The following is a 23,268-nucleotide window of genomic DNA, read 5'->3' on the forward strand; positions in this document are numbered from 1 at the left end:
CAATATGAAAACAGAAAAACTTTATTTTGGAGCTGCATACTATTCCGAATATCTACCATATGACCGTGTGGAAAAAGATATGGAGATGATGGAAAAAGCAGGGATGAATGTCATCCGTATCGCAGAATCGACCTGGAGCACTTTAGAGCCAAAAGAAGGGGTGTATGATTTTACACATATTGATAAAATGTTAGACGCTGCTGCACGCCACCATATTTCCGTGATCGTCGGAACACCGACCTATGCCGTACCGACATGGCTGGTAAAAAAATATCCGGATATCCTTGCGATCACACAGAATGGCCGCGAACGATACGGTCACCGTCAGAATATGGATATCACAAACCCTGATTATCTCTCCCATGCCGAACGCGTGATCCGCGTTCTGATGGAGCACGTGAAGGATGTACCACATGTGATCGGCTATCAGCTTGATAATGAGACCAAAAGTTATGGAACTGCCGGTCCCCGTGTTCAGGCAATGTTTGTAGATTATTTAAAAGAAAAGTTTCCGGATATCAATGATTTTAACCATGAGTTCGGACTTGATTACTGGAGCAACCGTGTAAATGACTGGGATGACTTTCCGGATGTCAGAGGTACGATCAACCAGAGTCTTGCCGCAGAATTTTGTAAATTCCAGCGCTCGCTTGTCACAAAATTTCTGGGCTGGCAGGCTGATATTGTCCGCGAATATAAACGTGATGACCAGTTTATCACCCAGAACTTTGATTTTGCATGGACAACCCATTCCATCGGTTATCAGCCTGAAGTGGATCAGTACGATGCCGCCCGCTGCATGACAGTTGCAGGTGCCGATATTTATCATCCATCCAACGAGGAACTGACTGGTGCTGAGATCACCGTATGCGGAAATATCTCACGCAGCCTGAAAAAAGATAATTATCTGATCTTAGAGACCGAAGCCCAGGGAATGACTCCATGGCTTCCTTATCCGGGACAGCTCCGTCTTCAGGCATACAGTCATATCGCAAATGGATCAAACAGTGTAATGTACTGGCACTGGCATTCAATTCACAATGCGATTGAAAGCTACTGGAAAGGCGTACTCTCCCACGATTTTTCAGAAAATGAAACTTACCGCGAGGCTGTTGTTATCGGAAATGAATGGAAAAAGATCGGTTCTCACTTAAAGAACCTGAAAAAAGAAAATAAGGTCGCTATCATGCTTGACAATGCTTCTCTGACCGGATTCGCACAGTTTCCTCTGGAAAATACAGGTGTAAACGGCTACAACACTGTAATGCGCTGGTTTGCAGATGCCCTCTACCGCTTAAATATTGAGTATGATATGATTTCATCTAAAGAACGTGATTTTTCCGGTTATGAATGTCTGATCGTACCGGCACTCTACAGCGCACCAGAATCACTGCTCTCTGCACTGAATTCCTATGTAGCAGGCGGCGGACACCTGATCACATCCTTCCGCAGCGGTTTCTCGGATGAATATTTAAAAATTTATCCGGATATGCAGCCACATATGCTGCATAAATGTCTGGGACTTCATTATGACCAGTTTACACATCCGCATCATGTGGACATAGCACCGGTTCAGAATAACATCTCTGCGATCGCCAAAGAACACTTTGCAATCTCCGATGACCATTCTGCTTCCCTATGTGCTTCTGCAAGTGAATGGATGGAGCTTATCACCTGTGATACCGCCATACCGGTATTAAAATACAGCCATCCGGCATACGAACGCTATGCTGCTGCAGCAATAAATCAGTATGGTAATGGTTCGACACTTTATTTTGGAACGATGTTTGATAATCATGAACTGTTAGAATCCGTGCTTTTATCATTCCTGCTTAAAGCCGGTTTTTCGGGTGGAAATCTGTCATCCGGTGCACCGCATTATCCACTGATCGTAAAGAAGGGTGTCAACGATTTTGGCAAAGAATTGTGCTACTACCTGAATTACTCAAAAGATCCGGTTTCTGTGGTTCATCACGAAAAAAACGGTGTGGAATTGATTTCTGAAACGGCTATTGCCTGTGGAGATAAGATCAATCTCGACGGATGGGGTGTTGCCGTAGTTGAGATGTAACATTTCTTTTATTAATTTTATCAAAACAGCTGTAACTCCTTTTATTTATGGGGGTACAGCTGTTTTACCCTACTCTGTTTTTCTCCCATATATCTCAAAATATTCACTTGCCTGCTGCATTGAGATATTAAGTTTATCCTGTAACTTCCTTAAAATATCTTCTTTAGAAAAGTTCATTTCAAGACAGATCTCTATCATTCCTTTTGCCTCTCCTTTTGCTTCTCCCTCTAAGATAAGATCTTCGATTGCCTTACACATCTCTATCTCCTCCATTTCTTCCGATACCTCGATTGGTGTATTTGTGATTGTCTTTATCACCCTTGCTGCATTCATTTCTATAGTCTTATGGGTATCTTTCCGCAAAAATTTCATCAATTTTTCCTTATCTTTTGAATACTTGATATACCCCATAACTTCCTTTAAACTTGTAGAAAACTTATTTAATTCTTCTTCCGTCAACTTTGCCGGATCGATCAGATGGATCCGATAGTTTTCCACAAAACTCAGGATTTCCATATCCCTTGTCGCCATCATTTCATGCAATGACAACGGTCCGTCCCATTCCTCCGCTCCAAAATGAATCACAAGGGTAATGACTGGTCTGATATGATCTTCTTTAAAAAATCCGGAGAGATATTCGCCATTACTTTTTCCTGGAAAATCCTTTTTGTTCCGACGGTGATCTGCCGCTATATCCGCCACCTGTCTGCCATATTGCAGTGCATCATAAATAGCATTTCTGACCGGCATTGCATAATGCACGTCCGTCTGGTTTTCGATGCCCAAAAGAACGTAAGACGTTTTTTCATCCTGTTTGATTACCACAGATTTGAAAACATCACGGTATTTTTGTACGGCATCCATTTTCACACCCACTCTACTGGTATTTTTCTTTCTTACCGATTCATTTTTCACAGAGCTCCATTCTGCTTCCTGCTCTTTTCTTTTTTTCTCTGCTTTGACTTTTTCTGCATTTCCAAACGGCAGTGCTATCTCTGTTGAATCAATTTCCGTCAGTTTTGCAGGATCAATGACCTTTTTCCCATTGTAGATCAGATAATTAAATGCATCTGCAAATACGGTATTTTCCCTCATATACTCTTTTGTTACTATATCCGCTGTTCCCATTCATTTCTCCTTCTTTGTATTGCTTGGGAGAAATCTCCAGATTCTAAGAATTCTCCCTGCTTAAATGTGTGGATAATAAAAGCATTGAAAATTCTTACGATTTTGATCTGTGGATAGAATGGCATATATGCCTGTATAGATAATTCAGAATGTCATGCTTTGTATGGATTTTAGCATATTGCTTATAATATGTCATTAAAAAGACATTATTTTAATGATATTTGTAAGTATTGTACAAAAAATCTGTATCTAATTTCTCCATATAACCTGAAAAACTCCTGCGCATCACAAACGCAGGAGTTTTCACTGTCTGATTTACAACTTCAGTCCTAATATCTGTTACTTCGTCACAACCATTTTCACTTTTGACCAGCCAGAGTATATCTTTGTTGTCTTTCCGTTCACTTTTACTTTTTTATACGTACGGACACGAACATAATATTTCTTCTTTGCCTTCAGTTTTTTCACGTCTTTTGATACAGCAGTTTTCTTGGAAATATCAACCCTTTTTGTCCTGTTTTTAGAGAATTTACTGTTATCCGAATACTGGATTTCATATCCACTGGTCTGATTGGACTGTTTTTTCCATTTTACCTGAAATCCTTTTGATTTTCGTGTAAGTTTTACGATCTCTGTTTTTGAAGGACAAATATTAAATGTTTTTGTCAGCGTACCAAAATAATTTCCAGACAATGTAACCGTAATTTTTGCCTTTCCGACATTTCTGTTATTACTGTAAGCCACCGTATAATTTGTCGTTCCAATCTGATTTCCCTTACTATCCCACAATACGACAGACGGTTTCTGCTCCTGTCCATTGTAAGTATAAGACTTCTTTGCCAGTGCGATCTGTGCCGGGCGGTAAATCGCAGTCTTCTCCGTTGCACCACAAACACCACAGGTTTTTGTGATACTTCCGTCCTTCTGTGTTGTTGCTTTGACTGTCACCGTTCGAGTAATTGTGTGCCCTTTCGCAGGTATTACTGTCGTTGGAGTAATTACTGTCCCACACACTGAACAATGACTTCCCTCTGTTCTGCCTGCAGTTGTACAGGTTGCTGCAATTGCTGCATCTTTTACCACCTTATGTGCAGTTTTGGCAATTTTTTCTGTATAGGTACTTCCACAGGAACATGTATAGGTTTTTATTCCTTCTTCTTTACATGTAGCCGCTTTCGTCACTTTTGCAGCATACTGATGTGTATGTGTTTTTGTAACAGTCACTTTACAGGACGCAGTCTTTCCACTTCCATCTGCAGCTTTTGCCGTTATGGTTGCACTTCCCGCTGAAACAGCTTTTACCGTTCCATTAGATACTGACACGACTCCCGAATTAGAAGATGTCCATGTCACATTTTTATTCGTGGCATTCCCCGGCTGCACAGATGCCGTGAGTGTCGCTGTCTGACCAACTTTTAATGAGAGTGAACTTTGATTTAATGTAATTCCCGTCACATAGGTGACAGGGCGGTTCGTCACACTAAAATCAACATAAACTGCCTTTCCACCTGTTCCATTGGCACTGTACGGTTTCATCCATAGACGATAGTTTCCTGTACCGAGTTTTCCTATATTGTAGCTGTTTCCCGTTACATAGTGGTCAATCAGATCATCCCCGCTCTTTGGATTGTAGCGCAGTGTAAAACCATACGAGGCAGTGTTTGCCGGTGTATTCCATGAAACAGTTACATCCTCATCCGTATAATAAGTTGTTTTAGCATAAATTGACAGACTGCCCGGATCAGGATCATTTACAAGATAAATATATCCGATCAGCCATTCTCCGCTATACCTGTTCTTCAACTTGCTCGATGAGAAATTATGTGCACCACAATAATATGTGATTCCTTCTGCAAGTGAATTTACATAACCTGTAGTCACTTTTCCATATGCACTATTATTAGATTCTGACAATGTCACTGTATCACCATTTACCGCTTCCACATATCCAACATGTCCATATCCTGCACTTGTTCCAAATACTGCGATTGAATTTGCCTTTGGAGTACTGCCGACGGAACGTCCTGCATTTTTTGCGGCATTATACCATTTTGCAGCGTTTCCCGTACATTCATTTAATGCCACGCCTGTCAGTTCATATGCTCTTCCCCACGCATACCATGTACACTGACCATAATACTGATTACTCCACGCAAACGGGTTATTGGTACTATATGCTCCTCCATACCAATTTGGCTCCGAAATACTTTTATAATCCGTTTCCTGTGTTTCTTCTGCCGCTTTGACCGTAATATCAGAAGCTGCCATACTGCTGATGAATACGATCAGTGCCATTAAAATTGTAAAGATCCGTTTTGCTTTTTTCATAGCTGTTTTCCCCCTTGTTTTTATTTTTGATATTTGCTTCCCTTCACACTGTATGTATGAATGGTTTTCTTAATTGTACAGGTAACAATTAGCGAGGATATATTCACTGCTATCCCAAAGATCTTCACCCGCATCCGTTATTTTAATTTTAATAAATCTGGCATTTCCAATATCTACTTTAAAGTGCTTATGTTCCTGTGTTGCTATAATTGTTTCCGATGTGTAAAGCAATATATCATCTGCATAAATCTGCAACAAAGCATCTGTTGGATCTGACCCATGGCAGCAGGCAATATCTCCCTCTATATACTGATACTTTCCATCCAGAAAATATGTTGATTCATGCTCTCCCCAAGAAGTTTCTAAAACTAAAGCATTTGTATAACTTCTTCCCAAACTGTCTTTTACGGTTGTTCTTCGATTCAATTTATATCCATGATACTCCTCCAAATCATACAACGCCTGCTTCGCCACCACATAAATCTGTGCCACCGATTTATTTCCCACACGGTCTACCGCCTGTACCGTATAATATCCATTCTGTGTTACCGTAAATTTGCGGACTTTTGTAATGTTATATGCCTGATTGAACTTTGCACTGGATGCATCACTGATCGCACCTTTGATCCATTTTACGCTCTTGATTCCACTGGCATCAGATGCAGACACGGAGATCAGCACTCCACCACTCACAACGGACTGGCTAAGTTTTACAGTCGGTTTTTTCTTATCAATATTTGTTACCGTAATTCTTTTGATCGTTACATTTCCTGCTTTGTCGGTAACTTTTACAGAATAGGTAGCATTTGAAGTTACCTTTTTCTTTTTCGCCTTTGTTATATTCGACGCCTTTTTCCAATAACGCGCATTGCTTTTTGAAATTTTGCCTTTTTTGATCAAAATACTTTTGATCCCGGACTTATCCTTCGCCTGTACCTGAATATATACATTTCCTCTTGTATATCCTGTCTTGTTCAGATACAAAACAACATTCGGCTTTGTCTTATCCTTTTTTGCGGCTGCTACCGTCGTTGAACTTCCCGGTCCGAAAACAACACCAGCTAACAGTATGATTGCCAACATTCCTGCGCCAAATCTTTTTAAAATCTGTTTCATAACCAAATCCTCCTTGTTCTGTTCCTTCATTTTGTTACATTTGTACTATATACAGTATAGTACTATTTTTTAGTAGTGTAAATACATTTTGTACTAGTTTTTAATATCATTTCTGAATAAAATCCATCAGTCTATATAATATATTGATTAAACATTTCATAAAATAAGGGGATTTATAAGAATGACATTTGGAGAAAATCTGCAATTTTTACTCGAAGAACGCGACATTACCCAAAAAGATTTTGCTTCCATGCTAAACATTGCAAGGACAACATTAAACGGCTACATCAAAAGCAATCATGAACCGGATTTTGAAACTGTAAAAGCTATGGCTGGTGCCCTGCATGTCTCCACAGACTGCCTTTTAGGCTACACTTCTCCAGATACCCCGACTTCTAAAGAATTTATGCTGATAAACAAACTTCGTCAGATGACACCGGAACAACGCAATATCATCTACGATCTTGTCCTCGTCATTGACCGTCGTTCTGGAAAAAATTAACTTTCAGATTTACAAAAAGCTTCTGCGCATCACACGCAGAAGCTTTAATGGTTTTACGATCTCTATAATCTTTTGTGTATCAATATTCATACTCATACTTCCTTTTTCATTATGCCATATCACAACACACTACTCTGTTTTTCTCCCATATATCTCAAAATATTCACTTGCCTGCTGCATTGAGATATTAAGTTTATCCTGTAACTTCCTTAAAATATCTTCTTTAGAAAAGTTCATTTCAAGACAGATCTCTATCAGTCCTTTTGCCTCTCCTTTTTTCTCTCCCTCCATCCTTCCACGAGACTCACTCTCTAAGATCAGATCATCAATTGCCTTACACATCTCTATCTCCTCCATTTCTTCCGATACCTCAATTGGTGTATTTGTGATCATCTTTATCACCCTCGCTGCATTCATTTCTATGGTCTTATGGGTATCTGTCCGCAAAAATTCCAACAGCTTTTCTTTATCTTTTGGATACTTGATATATCCCATAACTTCTTTTAAACTTGTAGAAAACTTATCTAATTCTTCTTCCGTCAGCTTTGTCGAATCGATCAGATACAAAGGTGATGACTGGTCTGATATGATTTTCTAAAAAAAAACCGGAGAGATATTTGCCATTACTCTTTCCTGAAAAATCCTTTTTGTTCCTGCGATGATCTGCCGCTATATTTATAAATATTTCCGTACCAGGATTTTCCCAATCGTCTGACTGCTTGCTACAATATCAGAATTTCCTGTTATATCCACGGGATTTCCTTTATAATCAGTAACTTTTCCACCCGCTTCTTCCACAAGCAGCATTCCGGCTGCATAATCCCATGGTTTTAAACTGCGTTCAAAATATGCATCAATCCTTCCGGCTGCCACGTACGCAAGTTCTAATGCCGCAGAGCCAAGTCTTCTGATGTCTGCGCAATCTGTAAATACCTTTTCAAAAACTTTAAAATTTTCTTTTGCAAGTTCATGATGATACGGACTTGTTCCGATAGAAATCAGACACTCCGAAAATTTTCCCCTGCTGCTGACCGATATCTGATTTCCATTTAACCAGGCCCCTTTTTGCCGTTCTGCTACAAAGATTTCATCGGAATACGGATGATATATGATTCCAAATGTAAGTATACCATTTCTCGCAAGTGCCAGTGAGAGTGTACTGTTCCGAAAATCATGGATAAGATTTGTTGTCCCATCCACCGGATCTAAGATCCAGACGTCACCCGAAAAATCTATGTCACCGTTATCCTTCTCTTCTCCCATAAACTGTATATCCGGATACAATTCATAAAGTGCCTGCTTCACCTGTTCCTGCACTTTAAAATCAATCTGTGTCACAAAATCTGCTACACCCTTCACCTTGATATTTGATGACCCCTCCCGGTCTGAAAATAATGGTTTTACCTTTTTTACGATCTCTATAACCTTTTGTGTATCAATATTCATGCCCATACTCCCATTTTTCACGATGACAGATCACAACCATCCAGCCCTACTTTGTGTTCTTCCCATATATCTCAAAATATTCACTTGCCTGCTGCATTGAGATATTAAGTTTATCCTGTAACTTCCTTAAAATATCCTCTTTGGAAAAGTTCATTTCAAGACAGATCTCTATCATTCCTTTTGCCTCTCCTTTTGCCTCTCCTTTTTTCTCTCCCTCCATCCTTCCACGAGACTCACTCTCTAAGATCAGATCATCAATTGCCTTACACATCTCTATCTCCTCCATTTCTTCCGATACCTCAATTGGTGTATTTGTGATCATCTTTATCACCCTCGCTGCATTCATTTCTATAGTCTTACGGGTATCTGTCCGCAAAAATTCCAACAGCTTTTCCTTATCTTTTGAATATTTGATATATCCCATAACTTCTTTTAAACTTGTAGAAAACTTATCTAATTCTTCTTCTGTCAGCTTTGCCGGATCGATCAGATGGATGCGATAGTTTTCCACAAAACTCAGGATTTCCATATCCCTTGTCGCCATCATTTCATGCAATGACAACGGTCCGTCCCATTCTTCCGCTCCAAAATGAATCACAAGGGTAATGACTGGTCTGATATGATCTTCTTTAAAAAATCCGGAGAGATATTCGCCATTACTTTTTCCTAAAAAATCCTTTTTGTTCCTGCGGTGTTCTGCCGCTATATCCGCCACCTGTCTGCCGTATTGCAGTGCATCATAAATAGCATTTCTGACCGGCATTGCATAATGCACCTCTGTCTGATTTTCGATGCCCAAAAGAACGTAAGACGTTTTTTCGTCCTGTTTTACTACTGCAGATTTTAAAAGATCGCGATATCTCTGCACGGCATCTGTTTTTATGTCCACTCTACTTGCATTTTTCTTCCTTACTGATCCATTTTTTACAGAACTCCATTCTGTTTTCTGCACTTCCCATTTCTTATCTTCACCGACTTTTTCTTCATTTCCAAACGGCAGTACAATCTCTGTTGAATCAATTTCTATCAGTTTTGCAGGATCAATGACCTTTTTCCCATTGTAGATCAGATAATTAAATGCATCTGCAAATACGGTATTTTCCCTCATATACTCTTTTGTTACTATATCCGCTGTTCCCATTCATTTCTCCTCCCTGATGTTATTCGGGAGAAGTCTCAGGTTTAAAGAATCCTCCCATACTTTGTGTGGAAGAAATCTCCGGATTTTAAGAATTCTCCCTGCTTAAATGTGTGGATAATAAAAGCATTGAAAATTCTTACAATTTTGATCTGTGGATAGAATGGCATATATGCCTGTATAGATAATTCAGAATGTCATGCTTTGTATGGATTTTAGCATATTGCTTATATTATGTCATTAAAAACACCTTATTTTAATTATATTTGTAAGTATTGCACAAAAAAATAGCATATAATTTCTACATGCTATTTTTAATAAAATATTTTATCTGCATAATCAGTAACTATCCGCTTATAACTTTTACAATTTTCTTTTCATTCTGCGCAAAATCTCTTTGTCATCAGCCGATATACGGTAAGATTCTATCATTTTCTGAATTGCCTTATTGTATGTCTCATCATCCAGGTGATTATTAAGCAAAAACGCATGTGTCTCCTTTGGAAATTTTGCATATGCAGTTGCAATGCCCCACGCGACTCCCATTTTCCGGTAATACCCCGGATGATCAAGACTATCCCACACAGACAGCACACGCGCAATATACTCCTCTGTCAGGAAATGATCCATCAGCATGACGGCAACGACACGCTGCGCAAATTCATGATCAGATTTTGCATAAAGCATCAGAAAATCCCATACTTTTTCACGGTATTTCTGTGCAATTTTAAAAGTAGCACAAAAGCAGTCATTGACTGACCAGTCATGTATCTTCGGGATAAACGTCCGTACATACTCCAAAAGCTCATTGATTTCTCCCTTTGCATATCCAATCACGAGCCCCTGCAGCATGATTTCCTCATAAGTATCACAGACAGCATGATCTAAATATCCCCGCCAGTCCTCTTTTGCAATCTTTTTCGCAAGAGTTCGCAGTTTTGGGATACGCACACCTAAAATCCGGTCTGCTCCGGGAATCAGACCGGATGTAAACTTCTGAAATTTTGATTCTGCTTCCGCATCTAACCATGCACGGATTTCTTCATTTGTCATATGTAATTCTCCTATGTTTATCATGAATTACTCAACAAATGCTGGTTTGTGGGTGACATGAGTTTCCTTGTGTAGGGTGGTTCTGGGGGTTTACGATTGGCAAATTGCATCAAGCCGGGACTCGTTTTGTTCCGTTGTACGAAAATAAGTCAATCTAAGGCTGCCTGGTATAGGTTGTGGCGGAGTGACGTGTGCGTCTTAAACGCCCCGTCCGGGGGCATTAAGACTTGTGCTGCCGTCCGTGGCAGCACAACACTGTGTTACGAACAGGCAGACTAAGATTGCCTAATTTTCTCCCAAAGTCACAAAACAGATCCCGGCTTGATGCGATTTGCCAGCCGCAAGGCTGTGAACCACCCTTCGCCGGGGAACTCATTTTACAACCTTGGGGGTTCGTAAATTTTTAATGTTTGTGTCTGAATCAGATTAAAAAATATTTCCAAATAACTATGTTTAATAGATTATTATCGGTTTGATAATACTGGAAAAACCTCAATGTATCCCGTTATGCCTACTTTTATTGCTATACACATTTGAAAAAATATTCTGTGTTATTTGGTCTGACAATTTACGAAATAATTCATGTAATACAATGTAGTAGATGGAAATTCTGGAGAGTCATCAGGCTGAATATCAGTGATACAGCACATTAGGATTTTAAGCATATTCTCATTCGTGCGAATATCAAAAATTCACACCCACGCCCCCAATTTTGAGATGAACCGCCCACCCAAATGGTGTTCATAACCTGAAGTCTGGCATCTTGCGCAAAGCCGAAGTAATTTTGTGACTTTGGGAGAAAATTAGAAAATCTTAGTGTGTCTGTAGATACACAGTGATGTTCTGCCACGGATGGCAGAACAAGGCTTCACGAGCCACGGATGGCTCGTTGAACGCCGGTCACGTCACTCCGAGAAAATCTAACTCAGACACACTTAGACTTTTCTTATTTTCGTACAATGGAACCAAAATTAACTCCGGCTTTGCGCAAGATGCCACTCACAGACCTGCGACACACCATTGGGACGGGCGATTTATTTCATAACCAAACCAGCATTTGTCAGTTTTCATTATCCTACCACACAAGCCAACCGAATACCACTTTTAATTTTCATAGAGTTCCCCATCCACAATACGCACCACTCTCTTCGCATGTTCAGCAACGCTCAGATCGTGTGTGATCATAACGATCGTATTTCCCATATCACTTAACCGCTGAAACAGTTTTAACACTTCTTTTCCGCTGTTGCGGTCTAAGGCACCGGTCGGCTCATCTGCAAGCAGAATTGCCGGCTGACCGACTAAGGCACGTGCAATCGCAACACGCTGCTGCTGACCACCGGAAAGTTCGTTTGGTTTATGATCGATACGCTCTGCAAGCCCTAACATTGCAATGGTATCCATACTTGCATCCTTTGCTTCTTTTAAATTCATCCCGCGCATTAAAAGTGGCATAACAATATTTTGAAGCACATTATAAGTTGGAATCAGATGATATTTCTGAAAAATAAATCCTATCTTCTGGTTGCGGATATTAGTCAGTTCCTTTTCCTTTGCCATCTCAATCTCAACACCGTCAAGATTATAAGTTCCCCCGTCCATAACATCCATGCAGCCGATAATGTTCATCAGGGTACTTTTACCAGAACCGGATGGTCCTAAGATAGCAAGATATTCCCCTTTTTCAACGGTCAGTGAAATGTCTTTTAACACATGCAGCGAATTAGCTCCCATTTTATAGGATTTGTTAACATTTTGCATGGTGATGATTTCAGGTAAATGCTGTGCTGCGTCCATATATGCTCCTTTCTTTGTGTGTGACTCATTATGTGTATAACCCTTTATATATGACTCTTTGTATGCGGCTTACATTACTGTAACATCCAGATTTCTTCGATCACATCATTGCCGCTTATGTCTGTTTCTACCAAAATCTTAAGCAGATCACCTGCGGCAAGACGTGAAAAGGTAGTTTCCGTATCTGATGCAGTATGTACGGTTACACCAACAGGAATCAGCGTTGTGACTGTCTCACCTGTCATATCTGACATGCCACCCGGTGCGTCTGACGGCATCTTGGTGCTGTCCATATCTGGTGGCACCTGCCCTGCCTGGTCACTGCTGTCCTGTTCAGTTGACGTACCACTCATATCCGCCGGTGCCTGTCTGTTTCCAGCCTGTTCCATACTGTCAGAATCCGCATTTTCTTCTGCCGCTTTCGCCACTGACTCATCCACTTCCATATAAGTTATCTCGTTCCCATCAATCGACGAAACATACGCATAAACATACTTCTGATTATCCCCTAACGAACTTCCCTCTGCCTCTGTTCTCCTCATCCGCCACATCACACCTGCACCAATGAGAATAATCACTATTAAAATTACAACTATAACTGTTACTTTCTTCTTCATCAAATACCTTTACCCTTCTAAAGCATTTCGAAAAACCTGCAAAACTCTCTATAACGTAAACTCTTTCAAAATCTTTTTCAACCTTTACTCTGCTCCAAGTGCCTCCACCGGCACCAGTTTCGACGCCTTATATGCCGGATAGAATCCAAACAGTGTTCCCGTGATGAGTGCAAACAATAATGCGATCAGAAATGCCGCCGGCGTCAGTTCGACACGTACTCCAAGATATCTGGCCACCGGGGTGACAAGCAGACTTGCAATGACGCCCAGCACTCCCCCAATCAGGCTGATTGCTGCAGCTTCAGCCAAAAATTCAAACAGAATTTTTTTCTGTGAACAGCCGATTGCCTTTAAAATACCGATCTCATTGGTGCGCTCTTTGACTGACACAAACAGCACATTCATAATTCCTATACCGCCGACCACAAATACGATAGCCGCCATTGCGATCAGAAGCATCGTCAGAATTTCATTCGATGCCGACGCAGCTTCCATCTTGCTTCCCGCATCCTCAAAAGTAAACTCTGCATTTGGATAGGAAGTTGCAAGTACTTCTGTGATTTCTTCCGTGACACCGGATACGTTGCTTACATCTTCTGCGATCACAGTGATCGTCGGATTCACATTTGTTCCCACTAAATATTTTACCCCTGTCGCATATGGAATAAAAATGGAATCATCCGGGCTGATGCCGGATGCCACCGTCCCCATGGAAGACAGAACTCCGTTAACCACATAAGAACGGTCGTCTATATAGATCACACTGCCATATGCATCGATCGCACTTCCAAAAATTTCTTCTGCAACAGATACACCAAGCACACAGACTTTCTCTTTATTTTCATCATCAGATTCTGTGATAAAATCCCCGACTGCAAGACTCAGATTACTGATGGATGCATAATTATCTTTTACTCCTGCGATCGAATAGGTCTGTGCCTCATCAAGATCCCCGCCATCCACCGCAGATCTGGTCGTATAGGATATCGTTGCCGCCGAAATTCCGGAAACAAAGGTTTCAATATCATCCACATCATCTTCATCCAATGTGATATTTTCCTGATTCATGCGGTCTTCCATATCACTTCCACCGCCAAAGAAGCCTCCCATGCCCCCCGGCATGCCGCCTCCGTCACCACCAGGTCCGCCGCCATTTCCACCAGACGGACCACCACCAAAGGAATCACCGCCGCCGGAAAATCCTCTCGAAGAACCACCAGAGCCTACCATGGAAGAACTGCTGCCGGATGGTGCCCCGCCACCGGATGGCATCATCATCATACCAGAACCTGATGAATCACCGGAATCCTGATTTCCACCACGATTTTTATCTCCACCGTCATAGGAAATATCGATCGCACCTGCATTTAAGTTTTTAAACTGGTCTGCCACATCCTCCTGGCCACCTTTTCCAATGGCGATCACCATCACGATCGTCGCCGCACCAACAATGATACCGATCGAAGTCATGATCGTTTTAAATTTATTCTGGGTAATATTGATCCAGACCAGTCTTAATAATTCAGATGGTTTCATTCGTTTGTCACCTGACTTTCTATCAGAACCGTTTCTCCCTCGGAAAGTCCTTCCGTGATCTCCACATTGACACCGTCAGAAAATCCGGTCGTAACTTCTTTCTTTTCAATAGTTCCATCACTGTTTTTGACTTTCACATAAGATGCAGTTCCTTCGTTGATGACCGCCTTATTTGAAACATAAACAACATTTGTTACCTGTTTTTCAATAAACGTCACATTTCCGGTCATATCGGTATAAATACCATCCACATCACCGCTTAATTTTACCGTCACATTATAAGAAACCGTGGAAGAACCGCTTGATACAGAAGTATCGATACTTTCAACTTCGCCGGAAAAAGTCTGGTCTTCGTAAGCGTTAAGGTCTATCATGACCTCATCCCCGATCGCAATACCGGAAATATCTTCCTCCGAAACGGATACTGTCATCGTCACTGCATCCGTGTCCGCAAATGTTACAATATCCGTACCTGCGGACAGATCATCTCCTGCCTCATAGCCGACTGACATGATCGTACCGTCATAATCTGAATAGATCGTGCCATCACCCACAAATTCTTCAAACTCAGCTAATGCTTCTTTTGCTTCTGTCAGTGTATCTTCCGCTGTTTCCACAGAAACATCCACACCAGTCACATCTGCAGAGTACTGGCTGTCTGCATTTTCATAGTTTAACATTGCTTCTTTATATTTTTTCTCTGCCTCAACGGATTTTGTGGTATATGCACTCTTTGCTGCTTTTAATTTGTTATATAACTTATTGTAATTCTCCTGTTCCGTTGCGAGAGATTCACTTAAATCCATGCCACCATCGATCATTTCCTGATAATAATTAAGAAGTGCCTGTGACTCATCCACTGCTTCCTGTGCTTCATCCACTGCATCCTGCAGTTCACTGATCGTTGTCTCATATTCTTCCTGCGCCACACTTCCCTCTGCCACACTTAAGTTATAAGAATAGCTGGCACTTACCTTTTCTTTCGCTAAACTAAGTGCTGCAGAGTTATAATCTGCCGAAGCCTCCGTCACAGCTTCTTTTAATTTTTTCCGATATTTTTCAATACTGTCATCTGTCAATTTCAGCAGTGCATCGCCTGCCTTTACCTGCTGTCCAACTGAAATATACACTTCCTCTACCTCTAACGCCACCGAAGAATTACCTGTTGACGTTCCTGATGCCTGCGTTCCACTTGTCTGTCCACTTCCTGAATCCGAAGATATACTTATATCCTCGTCCATATCCTGTGAGATACTTCCGATCGTCACGCTTCCGCTCTCCGTAATTCCAACTGTAAGAGTTCCATATCCCGCTGTCGTCTCTTTATAGACGGTCTCTGATTCCGCGCTGTCCGAAAACTGGTGTGCATATACACTGATCCCTCCTATCATAAGAAGGGCTGCTGCGCCTAACGAAAGAATTACTGCCACCTTTTTCTTTTTCATTCTGTTTTTTCCTCCTGTTCTCCCTGGAATATAACGGTTGCGGAAGAACCGGAACCAAGTTTTCCATCCGGATTGTCAATTGAAATAATCACCGCGTAAGTGACATTAGAAACACTTTCTCCAGTCGTTGCCGAAGATGCGATCGATGAAACAGTTCCTGTTACTGCTCCTTCCCGGTTTCCTGATATCATGACAGATACCTCTTCACCAACATGAACCTGCGCTACCTTCTCCTGTGACACTTCCACTGAGATCATGATCGTCTGTGTATCACAATACAACGCAAATGCAGTACCCGGCTGCAGCGTATCTCCTGCCTCATAAGGCACTGCTGCGATCGTTCTATCCTCATCTGCAGTAACAACACCATTTTCCAACGCAATCAGTGCAGTCTGTTCTTCTTTTAATGTATCAAGTGTATTCTGTGCAGATTCCACTGCACTTTCCAGTTCCGAAACAGTTGCCTCATACGTACTTCCCGCATATTTACCTTCCACTACAGCGGTATCATATTCATTTTTCAGTTCGGCTTTCTGTGTCTTTGCATCACGCGCGGCCTGTTCATAATCAGATTTCAGTTTATCTAAACTCTCTGTCAGTTCTGTAATTTTTGTATTGGTTTCTTCTACATTTTTATTGTAAGTCTCGACTGCCGAATCAAATTCCTTCTGTGCCTGTTCGAGTTTGCTCTGCGCCGCATCTGCCGCCTGCTGTGCCGCCGTAAGTATATCAGACTGCTGCTCTCTTGCCGTGTAATCATCCACTGCCTGCTGTACAATGGAAATCAGCGTATCTGAATCTGCTCCTGCCCCGATCTGCTCCCTGATATTTGACAAATCCGCTGATACCGCCTGACTTGTGCTGTTATCAGACTCCTGCGCCTGTGTCAGCGTATCCTGTGCCTGTGCCAACGCCGTCTCTGCCGCATCAACTGCCGCCTTTTTCTCATCAATCGCACATTCCACATAATAGTCATTGTTATCAATCTTCGTCTGATATTCAGATATCTGTTCTACTACTTCATCATATGCTTCCTTTTTTTCTTCCACTGCAGCATCTAGCGCATCTATCTGCGCCTGATAATTTTCCTCTGCAGTCTGTGCTGTTAAATCGGAATCCTGCTTCGCGCTCTCTGCGGAAAGTTGTCCACTTGCAAGATCTGCCTTTGCTGTTTTCAGCGTATTTTCAGCGTCATGAATGGCATCTTCATAATATGCCTTTGCTGATTCCATGCTTTCATCCGTCAGCTTAAAAAGGGCATCCCCTTTACTCACAGTATCTCCGGATGTGGCATATATCTCTTCTACCGTCATTGTCACTACATTTACCGTAAATTCCGGCATCTGGCTTGTTGCACCGATCTGTGTTGTACCATCTTCCGAAAAAGAGCCGTCTGAACTCTCCTGCTGATCTGTATCCTGACCTTTCTCATTCTGCTCCGTACTGTTCGTCTGTGCTCCGGATGCTATCGCCTGATACCCGATCCCACCTGTCATCACACAAACAGCTGCAATGCCGGCGATCACACTCATCATTCTTTTTCCTGGTTTTCTCATTATCTTCCTCACTTTCCATACTCACGTGCTCCGTTTTAACGGTATAAAGATAACATCGCAATTTAAAGAACAGCTGATTGTAATGTGATGGTTATGTGAAAGAATCGTTAAATATGTGTGTCAGAAATGTACGCCACAAACTACAAAGAGCCGGAGCAGCGCATATCCGCACTGCTCCGGCTCTATCATTCTATTATTTATAATTTCAACTGTAATATTTCACATACCACCGTCATCTCATCAGTGAATCTCTCCACCTGTCGTCTTCACATCCTCCTCATTCTCAATGATCGCCCGGATTCCATACTCTAATGCCTCCTCTATCATCTCAGCCGACATACTTGGTGTTCCTTCCGGAAGATCGAGTGTCTGCTCCGGCAGATACGGGACATGTACAAACCCGCCTCTCATATGCGGATATTCTTTGTCGATCATATAAAGGACACGATACATGATGTCATTGCAGACGAAAGTTCCCGCTGTGTAGGAAACCCGCGCCGGTATTTTGGCTTCTTTTATATACTGCACCATGCACTTTACCGGGATAGAAGCAAAGTATGCATTCTCTCCATCCTCTTTGATCGGTTCATCTGACGGCTGCTTTCCCTCATTATCCGGTATGCGTGCTTCCATCAGATTAATGGCAACTTTCTCGACTGTGATCCCGGATCTTCCACCAGCCTGTCCCACACATAGCACAGCATCTGGATGATGTTTTTCCACAGCAGTCCTTATGACTTCCTCATCTTTTCCAAACACAGTCGGGATCTCCATTTTGATCACCTCTGCTCCTTCTATCCTATCCGGGAGCAGTTTTACCGCCTCGTATGCAGGATTGATCGATGCTCCGCCAAACGGATCAAACCCTGTCACTAATATTTTCATCGGAATACTCCTTTATCTCCAGTTATTTGTTCAGAAAACGATCCCACTCTTCCGTATCCCCGGAACCACTGACGCGCAGTAAAAATGTATGATCCTCCGTATCAACAGAAATGATATAACATCCTTTTTCCTGTTCAACAGAATATACTTCACAGCCCTCTAACTCTTTGAATTTATCAGCATAATTTTCCGGCAGGATCACGACATCCTCATTTTTCTTTTTTAAGTTACCGTTCGCATCGTAGACTTTATATCCTTCCTCCACAAATGCCTCAATTACCGGATCACTGATCTTTAAGACAAGCTCATTTGCACGCATCTCCCTGATATCACGGTTACAGGAATTCTCCGGCAGAATCGTCACATTATCAAATACAATCTCAAACATCCCGCTTACAGCACAGATCTGTGCGATATATGCCTCCTTAAAATTAAAGTTCCTCAGTTCATTTATTGTATGGTACTTCATGGTAATCCTCCTCATTCTGCATATATGCTTTCGTCCGCAATGCACGTCCGAAAAATCAGAGATTTTCCGGACTGACGGGCATTCGCCTTATCACATGAGAACAAAACAACAAAGTGTCTGCGAGCAGCCATTTTTTGTTTTACCCTCATGTGGCACTGCTCATTGCTTACGCACATTATACCATCTTCTATTTCGTTTTGACAATTTGAAAAAAATAACGTACAATTCTTTCGGTCAGATTTATTTATCATGATTATTTTACGGAGATGAATCTATGAAAAAAATCGCTTTTTTTGATATTGACGGAACCTTAACTTCGGAGATTGACGGTTCACTGCCTGAAAGTGTAATTCATGCAATAAGACGTGCACGCACCTTCGGTCATCTGATGTTTATCAATACTGGCCGGTGCTTTCAGAATGTAGAACCGCGTTTCAGACGGATCGGCTTTGACGGTTATGTCTGCGGATGCGGCACGAACATTTTCTGCTCCGGCACGGAAGCACTGCACGTTGCCCAGACGCACAGCATTACCATGCAGCTTTTAGAAGCAGCGCGAAAAACAAATGTGGATATCCTTTTCGAATCCAGAAAAGAAGTAGCATTCGATAAAAGCAGACCCCTTACACACCCGGATGCCATACGCCAGTATGAAGCATTCGTAAGCCGCGATTATGATATGCCGGAAAATTTAGAAAACCCGAACTTCTTCTGCGATAAATTTGTGATCTGGTATCAGACTCCCGATCAGTTAGCAGAATTTCGCAAAGTCAGTGATCCTTATTTTACCTGCATCGACCGCGGCGGTACTTTCCGCGAATTTGTCCCGACCGGCTACAGTAAGGCAACCGGCATACAGTATGTGCTCAACTATTATCATTTAGATCTTAACGCCGCCTATGCGATCGGCGACAGCAACAACGATCTGCCGATGCTCTCCTATGTACCAAACAGCGTTGCCATGGGAAATGCTTCCCCGGCTTCCCTGTTTGATCAGGTATCATTTGTAACCAAACGCGCAAGCGAAAATGGTATTGCTTACGCCTTAGAGCAGCTTGGATTTTTTGAACAATAGTATGTTTTTATGCGATATTTTGTTTCAGACAGGTCTTAATGTCATCACTGGCATTACTGATCTGCCTTAAATGGAATGTGTCTGTCAGATACTGCAGTACATTCGGGCTTAAAAATGCTGGCAATGTCGGTCCAAGATAGATATCGTGGACACCAAGACTCAAAAGTGCCAAAAGATCTGCCACCGCTTTCTGTTCATACCACGAAACGATCATGGAAAGTGGAAGACCATTGACATCCGTTTCAAATGCGTCTGCAAGTGCCGTCGCAATTTTAACTGCTGAATATACATCATTGCATTGTCCGACATCTAAAAGTCTCGGCAATCCTGCCACCTCCCCAAAGTCCAGCTTGTTAAACCTGTATTTTCCACAGGCAAGTGTTAAGATCACACAGTCTTTCGGCACCATCTGGGCAAATTCCGTATAATAATTTCTACCCGGTCTGGCACCATCGCAGCCTCCGATCAGGAAAAAGTGCCGGATCTGTCCACTCTTTACCGCTTCCACAATTTTATCTGCCTGACTTAATGTTGCAGCATGCCCAAAACCGACCAATATCTCCTGTTTTTCCTGGTCTTCTTTAAATCCTCCAAGCTCTAACGCCTGCTTTATGATCTCACTGAAATCTTTTTCCCCTTTTTCATTTTTTCCAATATGCTTTACACCTTCCCAGCCGACCACGTTTGTGCTGTAAATACGGTCTTTATAACTTTCTCTTGGACGCATCAGACAGTTTGTAGTCATCAGGATACAGCCCGGAATATTGTCAAACTGCTTCTGCTGATCCTGCCATGCACCTCCAAAATTACCAGCCAGATGCGGATACTTTTTCAACCCTTCATAGCCGTGACATGGCAGCATCTCACCATGTGTATAAATATTGATACCCTTGTCTTTTGTCTGCTCTAACAACATCTCTAAATCCTTTAGATCATGTCCGGAAACGATAATAAATGGACCTTTTTTGATCGTTACATCCACTTTGTGCGGATACGGATTCCCATAAATTTCCGTATTTGCCTCATCGAGTTTTTTCATAACCGCAAGTGCCATTTCCCCGGTACGCATTGTCATACGGATCAATTCTTCCACCGTCAGACTGTCATCTGTGGTCGCCTCAAGCCCTAACAGATAAAAATCATCCACCTCATCGCTGTAATATCCAAGTTCTCTCGCCTGATGTCCGTACGCGCTGATACCTTTTAACCCATAAATGATCGTCTGGCGCAGGGAACGGATATCCGGATCTAACGTGTTATCATACATAATTCCTGCAAGAGGTGCATCGCGCAGCATATCACTTTTACTCTCTGGAAGATCATAGGCTGCATGCGCGGTCGGATTACTGCTTTTTCCTGCCATTTCCCTGACCTGCTCTTTGATTCTCTGTGATTCACGCAATAATTCCAAATGTGCATCCACATCAAAATTCACATTTGTGAGTGTTGTAAACAGCACATTTTCAATAAAACTTACCACCGTTTTATCCATATGTGCACCGTTTTCCATCAGCACTTTTCCATAACAGCTGATCCCCTTTACCTGAAAGATCAAAAGATCCTGCAGATTTGCGATCTCCGGTGTCTTTCCACAAACGCCGAGTTTTGTACAGCCCTTTCCATTCGCCGTCTGCTCACACTGATAACAGAACATCTCATAGTTCAAATCCATGTTATTTCCCATATTTTATCCTCATATCTTTCTAAAAAAATTCCATATCCGCAATATTTTTTACAATCTTGTCCATCTGCTCTTTTGTCTGTACACTTCTCGCTGCATCAATAACCTGTCTTTTTTCATCTTCCGTCATCATGGAAAACTGTCCTAATGCCTTCTCATTCATCGCCAGTCCAAACCCAAGTCCTACCGGTAAACCATCTTCTTTAATCATATATCCCTGTTTTCCTCCCGATTTTTTTCACAAAAAAAGTAAATGCTCCAAATATGAACATTTACTTTCTCTTTTGTATTTTTATTAAGTTTTCCCGGTTATTGCCGGTTTTATACAAGTACTCTGCTTAAAACTTCATCCTCACGCACCAGTTTCTTTGCCGCCTCCCGGTAACTCTCCTCATGCAGATAAGTGTGACGGAACGGTTTGATGGACGGTGCCATATCGATTGCCCGGATGAAATCATCACGTTTCATCTGAAGTGTCGCTGCGTAATCAAAAAATCCGGTTTCCCTAAGAACCGTCTCAACACGCACATAACGGTGATCCTGCACTTTACTCATGATATAGGTCGCAATGCCAACCTGGATTCCATGTAACTGCGGTATCTCTAATATTTTATCTAATGCATGTGAGATCAGATGCTCGCTTCCGCTCGTCGGTGCACTGCTTCCTGCGATCTCATTGGCGATCCCGCTCATGGCAAGTGAATCGACCAGCTCTTTTAAGAACAGTTCATCTTTAATGCTCTCATACGGCGTCCGCACAAAACTGTTGACCGCCTTTTTTGCGATCATCACCGCAAAATCATTTACCTCACTGTAACCACACTTTTCCTCATAGATCCAGTCATAAATAGCTGTGATCTTTGAGAGCATATCACCGATCCCGGAATAAATAAACTTCTCCGGTGCAGTCCGTATGATCTGTGTATCCACGATAATGCCATAAGCAAGCCTTGCCGGAACGGAAGTCCGCTTTCCATGGACAAGAAGTGATGCGCTTGCACTGGAAAATCCATCACTTGAACTTGAAGTCGGTACACTGATAAATGGAATATTCCGTAAAAAAGCTGCATACTTTCCGGCATCGATGACCTTTCCTCCGCCGATGGAAATGACTGCCTGTGTCTTGTTTGGCATGGCAAATGCCAGCGTTATGATATCATCAATATCTACCGTATCTAACTCACTATATTCTAAAACCCTGATCTCCTCCTGTTTCAGGGAAGCCATCACGTCTGTACCAAACAGATCGATCAGACCATTTCCAAAAAAGATGACGACCTGTTCGATTCCTTCTTTCTTTAAATAACTTCCAATCCTTGCTAAAGCACCTTTTCCTACTTTTAAAATTGACGGTATTGAAATACCTTTTCCTGCCTGCATTCTGCCTCTCCTTTTTCAATTTCCTGTATCTCTTAATTATTTTAA

20 protein-coding genes are annotated in these 23,268 nt (G+C 41.9%); 3 read left to right on the plus strand and 17 right to left on the minus strand.

Translation table 11 applies throughout. The features are described from left to right. The first annotated feature begins 4 nt into the window (after positions 1-4). Positions 5-2,071, plus strand: coding sequence for a beta-galactosidase (locus H8S51_RS13565; RefSeq protein WP_186899405.1), 2,067 nt, complete (start codon positions 5-7; stop codon positions 2,069-2,071). 69 nt (positions 2,072-2,140) lie between these two features. Here H8S51_RS13565 and H8S51_RS13570 read toward each other — a convergent pair whose 3' ends face one another. The 3 genes from H8S51_RS13570 to H8S51_RS13580 all read right to left on the minus strand — a co-directional run bounded on the left by H8S51_RS13570 (position 2,141) and on the right by H8S51_RS13580 (position 6,643). Continuing rightward, on the minus strand, positions 2,141-3,199 hold the full coding sequence (locus tag H8S51_RS13570; RefSeq protein WP_186899406.1) for an Rpn family recombination-promoting nuclease/putative transposase: 1,059 nt from the start codon (positions 3,197-3,199) through the stop codon (positions 2,141-2,143). Between the two features lie 339 nt (positions 3,200-3,538). Then, a complete protein-coding gene (locus H8S51_RS13575) occupies positions 3,539-5,527 on the minus strand; it encodes a CHAP domain-containing protein (RefSeq protein ID WP_186899407.1) in 1,989 nt (662 codons plus the stop codon). 69 nt (positions 5,528-5,596) lie between these two features. Then, on the minus strand, positions 5,597-6,643 hold the full coding sequence (locus H8S51_RS13580; RefSeq protein WP_186899408.1) for an NPCBM/NEW2 domain-containing protein: 1,047 nt from the start codon (positions 6,641-6,643) through the stop codon (positions 5,597-5,599). A 181-nt stretch (positions 6,644-6,824) separates the two neighbouring features. Here H8S51_RS13580 and H8S51_RS13585 point away from each other — a divergent pair, with 181 nt between their 5' ends. Then, entirely contained in the window at positions 6,825-7,145 is a 321-nt protein-coding gene (locus H8S51_RS13585; RefSeq protein ID WP_117921273.1) for a helix-turn-helix domain-containing protein, read from the plus strand. Positions 7,146-7,274: 129 nt separating this feature from the next. Here the strand turns inward: H8S51_RS13585 and H8S51_RS13590 are convergent, their stop codons facing one another. The 11 genes from H8S51_RS13590 to H8S51_RS13640 all read right to left on the minus strand — a co-directional run bounded on the left by H8S51_RS13590 (position 7,275) and on the right by H8S51_RS13640 (position 19,087). Then, positions 7,275-7,712, minus strand: coding sequence for a hypothetical protein (locus H8S51_RS13590; protein ID WP_241070719.1), 438 nt, complete (start codon positions 7,710-7,712; stop codon positions 7,275-7,277). 108 nt (positions 7,713-7,820) lie between these two features. Continuing rightward, complete coding sequence (locus H8S51_RS13595) at positions 7,821-8,591, minus strand: inositol monophosphatase family protein (RefSeq protein WP_186899409.1); 771 nt, start codon at positions 8,589-8,591, stop codon at positions 7,821-7,823. Between the two features lie 46 nt (positions 8,592-8,637). After that, on the minus strand, positions 8,638-9,732 hold the full coding sequence (locus H8S51_RS13600) for an Rpn family recombination-promoting nuclease/putative transposase (protein WP_118210288.1): 1,095 nt from the start codon (positions 9,730-9,732) through the stop codon (positions 8,638-8,640). Between the two features lie 360 nt (positions 9,733-10,092). Then, positions 10,093-10,782: a DNA alkylation repair protein gene (locus H8S51_RS13605; protein WP_117921276.1), complete on the minus strand. Its 690-nt coding sequence runs from the start codon at positions 10,780-10,782 to the stop codon at positions 10,093-10,095. Between the two features lie 1,104 nt (positions 10,783-11,886). After that, on the minus strand, positions 11,887-12,579 hold the full coding sequence (locus tag H8S51_RS13610; protein WP_117922374.1) for an ABC transporter ATP-binding protein: 693 nt from the start codon (positions 12,577-12,579) through the stop codon (positions 11,887-11,889). Between the two features lie 74 nt (positions 12,580-12,653). Continuing rightward, complete coding sequence (locus H8S51_RS13615; protein ID WP_186899410.1) at positions 12,654-13,196, minus strand: hypothetical protein; 543 nt, start codon at positions 13,194-13,196, stop codon at positions 12,654-12,656. Between the two features lie 84 nt (positions 13,197-13,280). Further along, positions 13,281-14,732, minus strand: a complete 1,452-nt coding sequence (locus H8S51_RS13620; protein WP_186899411.1) for an ABC transporter permease — start codon at positions 14,730-14,732, stop codon at positions 13,281-13,283. Next, positions 14,729-16,177, minus strand: coding sequence for an efflux RND transporter periplasmic adaptor subunit (locus H8S51_RS13625; RefSeq protein ID WP_118209399.1), 1,449 nt, complete (start codon positions 16,175-16,177; stop codon positions 14,729-14,731). The genes H8S51_RS13620 and H8S51_RS13625 overlap by 4 nt, the downstream gene beginning before the upstream one ends. Next, complete coding sequence (locus H8S51_RS13630) at positions 16,174-17,733, minus strand: HlyD family efflux transporter periplasmic adaptor subunit (RefSeq protein ID WP_186899412.1); 1,560 nt, start codon at positions 17,731-17,733, stop codon at positions 16,174-16,176. The genes H8S51_RS13625 and H8S51_RS13630 overlap by 4 nt, the downstream gene beginning before the upstream one ends. 240 nt (positions 17,734-17,973) lie before the next feature. Beyond that, entirely contained in the window at positions 17,974-18,618 is a 645-nt protein-coding gene (gene pcp, locus H8S51_RS13635; protein WP_186899413.1) for a pyroglutamyl-peptidase I, read from the minus strand. A gap of 22 nt (positions 18,619-18,640) precedes the next feature. Further along, positions 18,641-19,087, minus strand: a complete 447-nt coding sequence (locus H8S51_RS13640) for a subtilin biosynthesis sensor protein SpaK (RefSeq protein WP_117922368.1) — start codon at positions 19,085-19,087, stop codon at positions 18,641-18,643. A 274-nt stretch (positions 19,088-19,361) separates the two neighbouring features. Between H8S51_RS13640 and H8S51_RS13645 the strand changes: the two genes are divergently transcribed. After that, a complete protein-coding gene (locus H8S51_RS13645; protein WP_117922367.1) occupies positions 19,362-20,162 on the plus strand; it encodes an HAD-IIB family hydrolase in 801 nt (266 codons plus the stop codon). Between the two features lie 7 nt (positions 20,163-20,169). Here the strand turns inward: H8S51_RS13645 and hcp are convergent, their stop codons facing one another. The 3 genes from hcp to H8S51_RS13660 form a co-directional block, all read right to left on the minus strand. After that, on the minus strand, positions 20,170-21,846 hold the full coding sequence (hcp, locus tag H8S51_RS13650; RefSeq protein WP_117922366.1) for a hydroxylamine reductase: 1,677 nt from the start codon (positions 21,844-21,846) through the stop codon (positions 20,170-20,172). A gap of 19 nt (positions 21,847-21,865) precedes the next feature. Further along, a complete protein-coding gene (locus H8S51_RS13655; RefSeq protein ID WP_117922365.1) occupies positions 21,866-22,054 on the minus strand; it encodes a hypothetical protein in 189 nt (62 codons plus the stop codon). A gap of 110 nt (positions 22,055-22,164) precedes the next feature. Beyond that, the gene (locus tag H8S51_RS13660; protein WP_117922364.1) at positions 22,165-23,223 is read right to left on the minus strand and encodes an iron-containing alcohol dehydrogenase family protein; all 1,059 of its coding nucleotides are present in this window, start codon (positions 23,221-23,223) and stop codon (positions 22,165-22,167) included. Between the last annotated feature and the right edge of the window lie 45 nt (positions 23,224-23,268).

The organism is Roseburia rectibacter, from assembly GCF_014287515.2.
In the GTDB taxonomy this organism is placed as follows: Bacteria; Bacillota; Clostridia; order Lachnospirales; family Lachnospiraceae; genus Roseburia; species Roseburia rectibacter.

What these genes read in the sequence shown, in the direction of transcription:
- H8S51_RS13610 (WP_117922374.1), bottom strand. Translation starts at nt 12,579, where the DNA reads ATGGACGCAGCACAGCATTTACCTGAAATCATCACCATGCAAAATGTT.
- H8S51_RS13655 (WP_117922365.1), bottom strand. Translation starts at nt 22,054, where the DNA reads ATGATTAAAGAAGATGGTTTACCGGTAGGACTTGGGTTTGGACTGGCG.
- pcp (WP_186899413.1), bottom strand. Translation starts at nt 18,618, where the DNA reads ATGAAAATATTAGTGACAGGGTTTGATCCGTTTGGCGGAGCATCGATC.
- H8S51_RS13570 (WP_186899406.1), bottom strand. Translation starts at nt 3,199, where the DNA reads ATGGGAACAGCGGATATAGTAACAAAAGAGTATATGAGGGAAAATACC.
- H8S51_RS13620 (WP_186899411.1), bottom strand. Translation starts at nt 14,732, where the DNA reads ATGAAACCATCTGAATTATTAAGACTGGTCTGGATCAATATTACCCAG.
- H8S51_RS13615 (WP_186899410.1), bottom strand. Translation starts at nt 13,196, where the DNA reads ATGAAGAAGAAAGTAACAGTTATAGTTGTAATTTTAATAGTGATTATT.
- H8S51_RS13640 (WP_117922368.1), bottom strand. Translation starts at nt 19,087, where the DNA reads ATGAAGTACCATACAATAAATGAACTGAGGAACTTTAATTTTAAGGAG.
- hcp (WP_117922366.1), bottom strand. Translation starts at nt 21,846, where the DNA reads ATGGGAAATAACATGGATTTGAACTATGAGATGTTCTGTTATCAGTGT.
- H8S51_RS13605 (WP_117921276.1), bottom strand. Translation starts at nt 10,782, where the DNA reads ATGACAAATGAAGAAATCCGTGCATGGTTAGATGCGGAAGCAGAATCA.
- H8S51_RS13565 (WP_186899405.1), top strand. Translation starts at nt 5, where the DNA reads ATGAAAACAGAAAAACTTTATTTTGGAGCTGCATACTATTCCGAATAT.
- H8S51_RS13645 (WP_117922367.1), top strand. Translation starts at nt 19,362, where the DNA reads ATGAAAAAAATCGCTTTTTTTGATATTGACGGAACCTTAACTTCGGAG.
- H8S51_RS13660 (WP_117922364.1), bottom strand. Translation starts at nt 23,223, where the DNA reads ATGCAGGCAGGAAAAGGTATTTCAATACCGTCAATTTTAAAAGTAGGA.
- H8S51_RS13595 (WP_186899409.1), bottom strand. Translation starts at nt 8,591, where the DNA reads ATGAATATTGATACACAAAAGGTTATAGAGATCGTAAAAAAGGTAAAA.
- H8S51_RS13575 (WP_186899407.1), bottom strand. Translation starts at nt 5,527, where the DNA reads ATGAAAAAAGCAAAACGGATCTTTACAATTTTAATGGCACTGATCGTA.
- H8S51_RS13580 (WP_186899408.1), bottom strand. Translation starts at nt 6,643, where the DNA reads ATGAAACAGATTTTAAAAAGATTTGGCGCAGGAATGTTGGCAATCATA.
- H8S51_RS13630 (WP_186899412.1), bottom strand. Translation starts at nt 17,733, where the DNA reads ATGAGAAAACCAGGAAAAAGAATGATGAGTGTGATCGCCGGCATTGCA.
- H8S51_RS13625 (WP_118209399.1), bottom strand. Translation starts at nt 16,177, where the DNA reads ATGAAAAAGAAAAAGGTGGCAGTAATTCTTTCGTTAGGCGCAGCAGCC.
- H8S51_RS13585 (WP_117921273.1), top strand. Translation starts at nt 6,825, where the DNA reads ATGACATTTGGAGAAAATCTGCAATTTTTACTCGAAGAACGCGACATT.
- H8S51_RS13600 (WP_118210288.1), bottom strand. Translation starts at nt 9,732, where the DNA reads ATGGGAACAGCGGATATAGTAACAAAAGAGTATATGAGGGAAAATACC.